The following is a 5,887-nucleotide window of genomic DNA, read 5'->3' as shown; positions in this document are numbered from 1 at the left end:
TGACTCCTCTTTTAACTATGGGGTCTTTTTTTTGGGCAAGATTGGACTTTTGAGGGGAGTATCTACCGCGCCTGGGTAGAATATCTCTACGTGTAAATGTTCTATATATAGATTTTCGATCGCCCGCTTATGAAAAAACCTGCCGCTCGTCCTACTGCCTTGTTCGTTACCTGCGCTTTACTGCTGAGCGCTTGCAGTCAGACCAACACTCCCCAGACATCAACTGCCGTATCTCCAGGTACTTCGCCATCTCCGGCAACTTCGCCAGAGGGTTCGGCTGCGGGGAACTCTACCGCTATTCCCGTTGGGGTTGGGGTGGCGCAAACTAGCAATGTGGCTTTACTGGGTCAGGAACAGGTGGCTGGGGCGAAAATTGCTGAGAAGTATTTCAACGATAAGGGCGGTGTGGATGGGACGCCGATTAGACTGGTGTTCCAAGATACCGGTGGAGATGAACAAGGGACGATCAATGCCTTCAATACTCTGATCAATCAGGATAAGGTGGTGGGTATTGTGGGCCCAACTCTCTCGCAGCAGGCTTTTAGTGCCGATCCGATCGCCGATCGAGCAAAAGTTCCCGTACTCGGACCCTCCAACACTGCTAAAGGCATTCCCCAGATTGGCGATTATGTGGCCAGAGTCTCCGCGCCTGTGGCCGTGGTAGCACCTAATGCAGTTAAAGCTGCACTGAAGCAAAATCCCAATATTAAGAAAGTAGCCGTGTTTTTTGCTCAGAATGATGCTTTTAGCAAATCTGAGACTGAAACTTTTCAGACAACTGTTAAAGATATGGGGCTGGAATTGGCAACCGTCCAAAAATTCTTGACTACTGATACAGATTTCCAATCTCAAGCTACTAACGCAATAAATGTCAACCCCGATTTGATAATTATTTCCGGGTTGGCCGCCGATGGAGGCAATTTAATTAAGCAATTGCGGGAGTTGGGTTACAAAGGCGCGATAATTGGCGGCAATGGTCTGAATACTTCTAATTTATTTCCTGTTTGTAAAGCACTCTGTGATGGAGTTTTGATTGCCCAAGCCTACAGCCCGGAATATGAAAATGAAGTTAATAAGGCTTTTCGCGATGCTTATCGCGTTCAATTTAAGAAAGAACCGCCTCAGTTTAGCGCTCAGGCTTTTACTGGCGTACAAGTTTTTGTAGAGTCATTAAAGGCACTTAATGCTCAGTCTAAGGTTAGCCAAAAGCCTTTAGCAGAGTTGCGTACAAATTTGAATCAGCAGTTGTTGCGTGGAAAGTATGACACGCCTTTGGGGGAAATTTATTTTACCCCTGAAGGTGAGATTAATCAGAAAGAGTTTTATGTGGCACGGATTAAGATGGAGGCAGATGGCAATAATGGTAAGTTTGAGTTTTTGAAATGAGGGGAGAGGGAAATTAGTCCACTGCTTTTGTAAAAGATGTAACGGATGTAACAGGTGTCAGGAAGACCAAAGAAGTAAGAGGGAAGAGGGAAAATCGCGGACATATTTGTTGTTGAATGATTTTGGTGTGATGCTCACTTCTTAACTGGTAATGGACTTAACTCTGTTTTTGCAACAATTTTTGAATGGTTTGTCGATCGGCAGCGTGTATGCTATTTTTGCCCTGGGATACACGCTGGTCTTTTCTATTTTGGGAATTATTAATTTTGCTCACGGTGCCGTATTTACTTTGGGTGCTTATTTCACTTATGCGCTGATGGGAGGAGCTTTCGGTTTTAATGGGTTGTGGGCTAACGCTCGAATTCCGGTGCAGTTGCCTTTTGCTGTGGCGTTAATTTTGGGAAGTGTCATGGCTGGTTTGGTAGGAGTAATAGTTGAAAGAGTTGCTTTTTTACCTTTGCGCCGACGACACTCGGAGCCTCTGCTGACTGTGGTTTCTAGTTTGGGTGTAGCTGTTGCGATCGCCAATATCATCCAATATCTGGTCGGTGCGGAAATTTACACTTTTCCTGCTAACACTTACGGCTCTTTACCTGCTGCCATTAACTTCGGGACTGGGGATAAACCAATTCCGATTCGTACTGTTCAAATAGTAATTTTTGCGGTATCTGTAGCGATTGTAGCTGTTTTAACTTACTTAATAAATTTTACTAAATTTGGCAAAGCAATGCAGGCTGTGGCTGAAGATGCGACTACTTCTAGTTTATTGGGTATTGATACTGATAGATACATTGTGTTGACGTTTTTTGTGAGCAGTTTTCTGGCGGGTTTGGCGGGGAGTTTGGTGGGTTCGAGTGTGAGTATTGCTGGGCCGTATTTTGGTATTGCTTTTGGTTTGAAGGGTTTGGCGGTGATTGTGCTGGGTGGGTTGGGAAGTATTCCTGGGGCAGTTTTGGGAGGTTTTATAATTGGTTTGGTAGAGGCTTTTGTACCTGGAGATTTTTCGGCTTATAAGGATGCTGTTGCTTTTGCCATATTGTTTATTATGCTATTGGTTAGACCGCAGGGTTTGTTTGGACGGCGTTTGATTCAAAAGGTGTAGTATTCTTTGCAAGACATCTAATAAGGCAGGCCGGTTTAGAGAAGGGACAATGGGTTTCCAGCAAAGACTATAGCTAAACCAGCCCGTATAAACTGTTGTGGAGTTTTACATACGTACCTAGAAAATTTATTCATACCTCAGAGGCAATTTGATGAATTCGGAATTTCCCTTAATACTAAGCGATCGCCTTTTTTTGCGATTAGCCAATCAAGACGATATTTGCGAAATCATTAAATTTTACAGAGACAATCAAAGGTTTTTTACTCCCTGGCACCGACAGTGGGCGGAGGATTTTTTAACGCAAACTTATTGGGAAAAACAAGTAGAGAAATATTTCCCAGGCTTTAAGTCTGACAAATCTTTAAAAGTGTGGATTTTTGAGAAGGCTAATCCTGAGTATATTGTCGGTAACGTTAATTTTGATAATTTGGTACAAGGTGCCGGTCATTTCTGCTTTTTGGGATATAATCTGGCAGAAGCGCAACAAGGTAAAGGTTATATGACGGAAGCTGTGAGAATTGCAATTCAATATGTTTTTGAAGAGTTAAATTTACATCGCATTATGGCAAATTATATGCCTCACAATCAGCGTAGCGGTAATCTACTGAAAAGATTGGGATTTGTGGTAGAAGGTTACGCTAGAGACTATTTGTTGATAAATGGTCGATGGGAAGACCAGATTCAGACTAGCTTAATAAATCCAAATTGGAAACCAAGCTAACCAGATTTTCCTTAATAACTTCTAATCTAAAATATCTAAAATCAAATGGCTACCTTTTTGACTACTTATGGGTTTCTGATTGTCTCGATGTTGCTGGGTGCAATGTTGGGAATGTCGCTGTATTTGCCTTTAATGACTGGACAGTTGTCTCTGGCTAGCCCGGGTTTTTATGCTTTGGGTGGGTATATTGCGGCGATTTTATCTACCACAGTGTTTCAAACGATCGGCGGTTTATTTCCGCTGCCACTGCTGTTATTGGAGATGATAATTGCAGGGGCTGTTTCGGGGTTGCTGGGTATTTTAGTGGGAATTCCGGCGCTGCGGTTAAGTGGGATTTATTTGGCGATCGCAACTATTGCTTTTGTGGAAATTTTGCGGGTTTTATCGCTGAATCTGGACATCACTGGCGGGGCTGTGGGCATTTTTGGGATTCCGCAACCGTTTGCGACACCGATCGAGTATTTGTGGATTGTACTACCTTTACTTTTGGTAAGTATGGCGATTGTCTATCGGCTGGAACGGATTCGCGTGGGGCGGGCTTTTGCGGCGATTCGGGCGGATGAGTTGGCGGCTGATGCGATCGGCATTAATCCAACTTTTTATAAAGTTTTGGCTTTCACGTTAGGTGCTGTTTTAGCTGGTGTGGTGGGTGCAGTTAGCGCTCATTTCCTGAATACTTGGAACGCGCGTCAAGGTACTTTTGATGCTAGTATTATTTACTTGACTTCTGTGTTGATAGGTGGTAGCAGAAGTTTTCTGGGAGCAGTTTTGGGTGGGATGGTTTTTACTGCTTTGCCGGAGGTTTTGAGGGGAATGGCGACTATTCAGGGATTGCCGATTTGGTTGGCACAATTTCTGCGGGATGGACGGTTAATTATTTTTGGGGTGCTGATTGTTTTGGGTACAATATTTTTTCCGCAAGGTTTGGTGACGCCGGAGTTGTTGAAGAGGTGGAGGAAGCGCGATCGTACTTCTGTTTAAAAACAGATAGCGTTACGGTTTTTTACCCCCTTATCGATCGCCCTGTTGATGAAAAAAGGTAAAGTACGATCGCCTCCAGCATGAATAGCGATCGCCTCCACCCCCTCATCTCCTGTTTTCTGGTGAAAAGATGAATAGTGACGAACTGCGAGTAAAAAACCTTGAATGTTTAAGTCTGAGAGGTATATTTTAGTTATTACTTAATTGCTTGGTGTTGCAATTATAGCAAAACCTAAACGAGGCGACTTAGCTTCAGGAGTACAATCACCACGGTTAACTACACATTTCTGATAAACATAAGGCACATTCACCGCTTTTACGGAAACCCGAAACTTGCCGAAATTCATCACTTCGCCCGTTGTCAACATAGATACAATCTGTTCAACACCTAAATTTACTGCGGTTTGCGATGCCCAGGTTCCTAAGAAACCAAGTTCAGTAGTCAATCTTTGTTGAATTTGACGCACAAGCTCCGCACCATATCCACCACCGGAAACCGCTGCGAGAACTATATTAGTTCCGTGGTTTTCAGCCGAAGCCCATTCTACAAAAGATTGCGAAGAAAAGTAAACGAAAGAGCTGGAATGATTAGCAATCATTTTATTTCTTTCGTCATTGTAAGTATCACGATTGGCATCCTTAAATAGAGGTGGTGTAACACTTAGGCTATTTACTAACTTACCCAAGGTAGGCATCTCTCCATTTAGAATGCTAGTAATTGCACTTGCATCCAATTTTATATTACCGCTCCATCCTTGACCGCAATTAAATATCGGCTTTTGTTCAAATGTAGACAAATTCAATGTATAATCATACTTGCAGGTAGCTGAGGCTGTCTGAGATACAGTTCTTTTTGGCGTAATAGTCCGCATTTCCATTTCTACATAAGGCACTTTTTCTCTTCGGTAATTAGTAAAAGGTACTGGTACTTTTACACAAACGCCCAATCTACACTTTCTTTCCATTCGTACATCAGGATAAGGAATATCTGCCCAGCGATATTTATCAACAGGAACTCTTTCTCTTACCTCAGGGATTGTGACATTCCAAGTGTGTTTTGCCTGAACTGTTGCAACAAGAGAAATAATACCCCTTGCAACATTATATTCAAGTTTTTCAATGCCATTTTTACCTTGATTCCCAATATTTACTTGATTAATTGAGGAACGAATACTATTTGCTTTGGATTGCCACTGACTAGCAATTGAATCTAAATTTGGAATACAATCAATCATTTTTTGATCGATTGGTTGAAGTAAATTAACGGGACTTAAACAAAAAATACGGTGAAAATACGTTAGAATGCTTGCTATGCAAGCATATAACGTTAAAGAATGACCAATGAAAGAGACAACCCCTGCCGCGATGCCCCCCTGCTTCGATAGATGGTGTCAAAGATTTGACGATATTTTTGGTCATCTTGCCCAAAAACGAGAGTTTAGGAACTATTTAGGGGGATTATTGGGAGAAAGTGAGCGAAAAAACTTGTCGCAGATGGCAGCAAACGCCGTCGGAGTAACTTACCACAAATTACATCATTTTTTAACAGCAGCGCCTTGGTCATTCAATGAGGTCAATCAACGTCGCCTAGACGTAATGAATAGACCTCTTGCAGAATTGATTTTGTGTTATAATGAGGTCTTTTTAATCTTAATGGGGTGATCTAACTAAAAAGATTGATGCCTGGGGTATTTGTA

Annotated in this window: 5 protein-coding genes and 1 pseudogene; 5 read left to right on the top strand and 1 reads right to left on the bottom strand. The window is 42.4% G+C overall.

What is annotated here, in order from left to right; genetic code table 11:
* Positions 1-129 precede the first annotated feature (129 nt).
* The 4 genes from QUB33_RS28435 (at position 130) to QUB33_RS28420 (ending at position 4,190) form a co-directional block, all read left to right on the top strand.
* The gene (locus tag QUB33_RS28435) at positions 130-1,386 is read left to right on the top strand and encodes an ABC transporter substrate-binding protein (protein ID WP_333357675.1); all 1,257 of its coding nucleotides are present in this window, start codon (positions 130-132) and stop codon (positions 1,384-1,386) included.
* Between the two features lie 151 nt (positions 1,387-1,537).
* Positions 1,538-2,488 (top strand): branched-chain amino acid ABC transporter permease, encoded by a 951-nt coding sequence (locus tag QUB33_RS28430; protein WP_333357672.1) that lies wholly within the window; start codon positions 1,538-1,540, stop codon positions 2,486-2,488.
* A 151-nt stretch (positions 2,489-2,639) separates the two neighbouring features.
* Positions 2,640-3,209, top strand: a complete 570-nt coding sequence (locus QUB33_RS28425; RefSeq protein ID WP_333357669.1) for a GNAT family N-acetyltransferase — start codon at positions 2,640-2,642, stop codon at positions 3,207-3,209.
* Between the two features lie 45 nt (positions 3,210-3,254).
* A complete protein-coding gene (locus QUB33_RS28420) occupies positions 3,255-4,190 on the top strand; it encodes a branched-chain amino acid ABC transporter permease (protein ID WP_333357666.1) in 936 nt (311 codons plus the stop codon).
* A 200-nt stretch (positions 4,191-4,390) separates the two neighbouring features.
* Here the strand turns inward: QUB33_RS28420 and QUB33_RS28415 are convergent, their stop codons facing one another.
* The gene (locus tag QUB33_RS28415; protein ID WP_333357663.1) at positions 4,391-5,425 is read right to left on the bottom strand and encodes a hypothetical protein; all 1,035 of its coding nucleotides are present in this window, start codon (positions 5,423-5,425) and stop codon (positions 4,391-4,393) included.
* A gap of 106 nt (positions 5,426-5,531) precedes the next feature.
* Here QUB33_RS28415 and QUB33_RS28410 point away from each other — a divergent pair.
* A pseudogene (locus QUB33_RS28410) lies at positions 5,532-5,795 on the top strand (transposase); the annotation flags it as partial.
* Between the last annotated feature and the right edge of the window lie 92 nt (positions 5,796-5,887).

It is taken from the genome of Microcoleus sp. B3-A4 (assembly GCF_036705385.1).
GTDB lineage: Bacteria > Cyanobacteriota > Cyanobacteriia > Cyanobacteriales > Microcoleaceae > Microcoleus.
The sequence above is the reverse complement of the archived record's forward strand: the minus strand, read 5'-3'. Positions and strand labels throughout refer to the sequence as shown.

What these genes read in the sequence shown, in the direction of transcription:
- QUB33_RS28435 (WP_333357675.1), top strand. Translation starts at nt 130, where the DNA reads ATGAAAAAACCTGCCGCTCGTCCTACTGCCTTGTTCGTTACCTGCGCT.
- QUB33_RS28430 (WP_333357672.1), top strand. Translation starts at nt 1,538, where the DNA reads ATGGACTTAACTCTGTTTTTGCAACAATTTTTGAATGGTTTGTCGATC.
- QUB33_RS28425 (WP_333357669.1), top strand. Translation starts at nt 2,640, where the DNA reads ATGAATTCGGAATTTCCCTTAATACTAAGCGATCGCCTTTTTTTGCGA.
- QUB33_RS28420 (WP_333357666.1), top strand. Translation starts at nt 3,255, where the DNA reads ATGGCTACCTTTTTGACTACTTATGGGTTTCTGATTGTCTCGATGTTG.
- QUB33_RS28415 (WP_333357663.1), bottom strand. Translation starts at nt 5,425, where the DNA reads ATGATTGATTGTATTCCAAATTTAGATTCAATTGCTAGTCAGTGGCAA.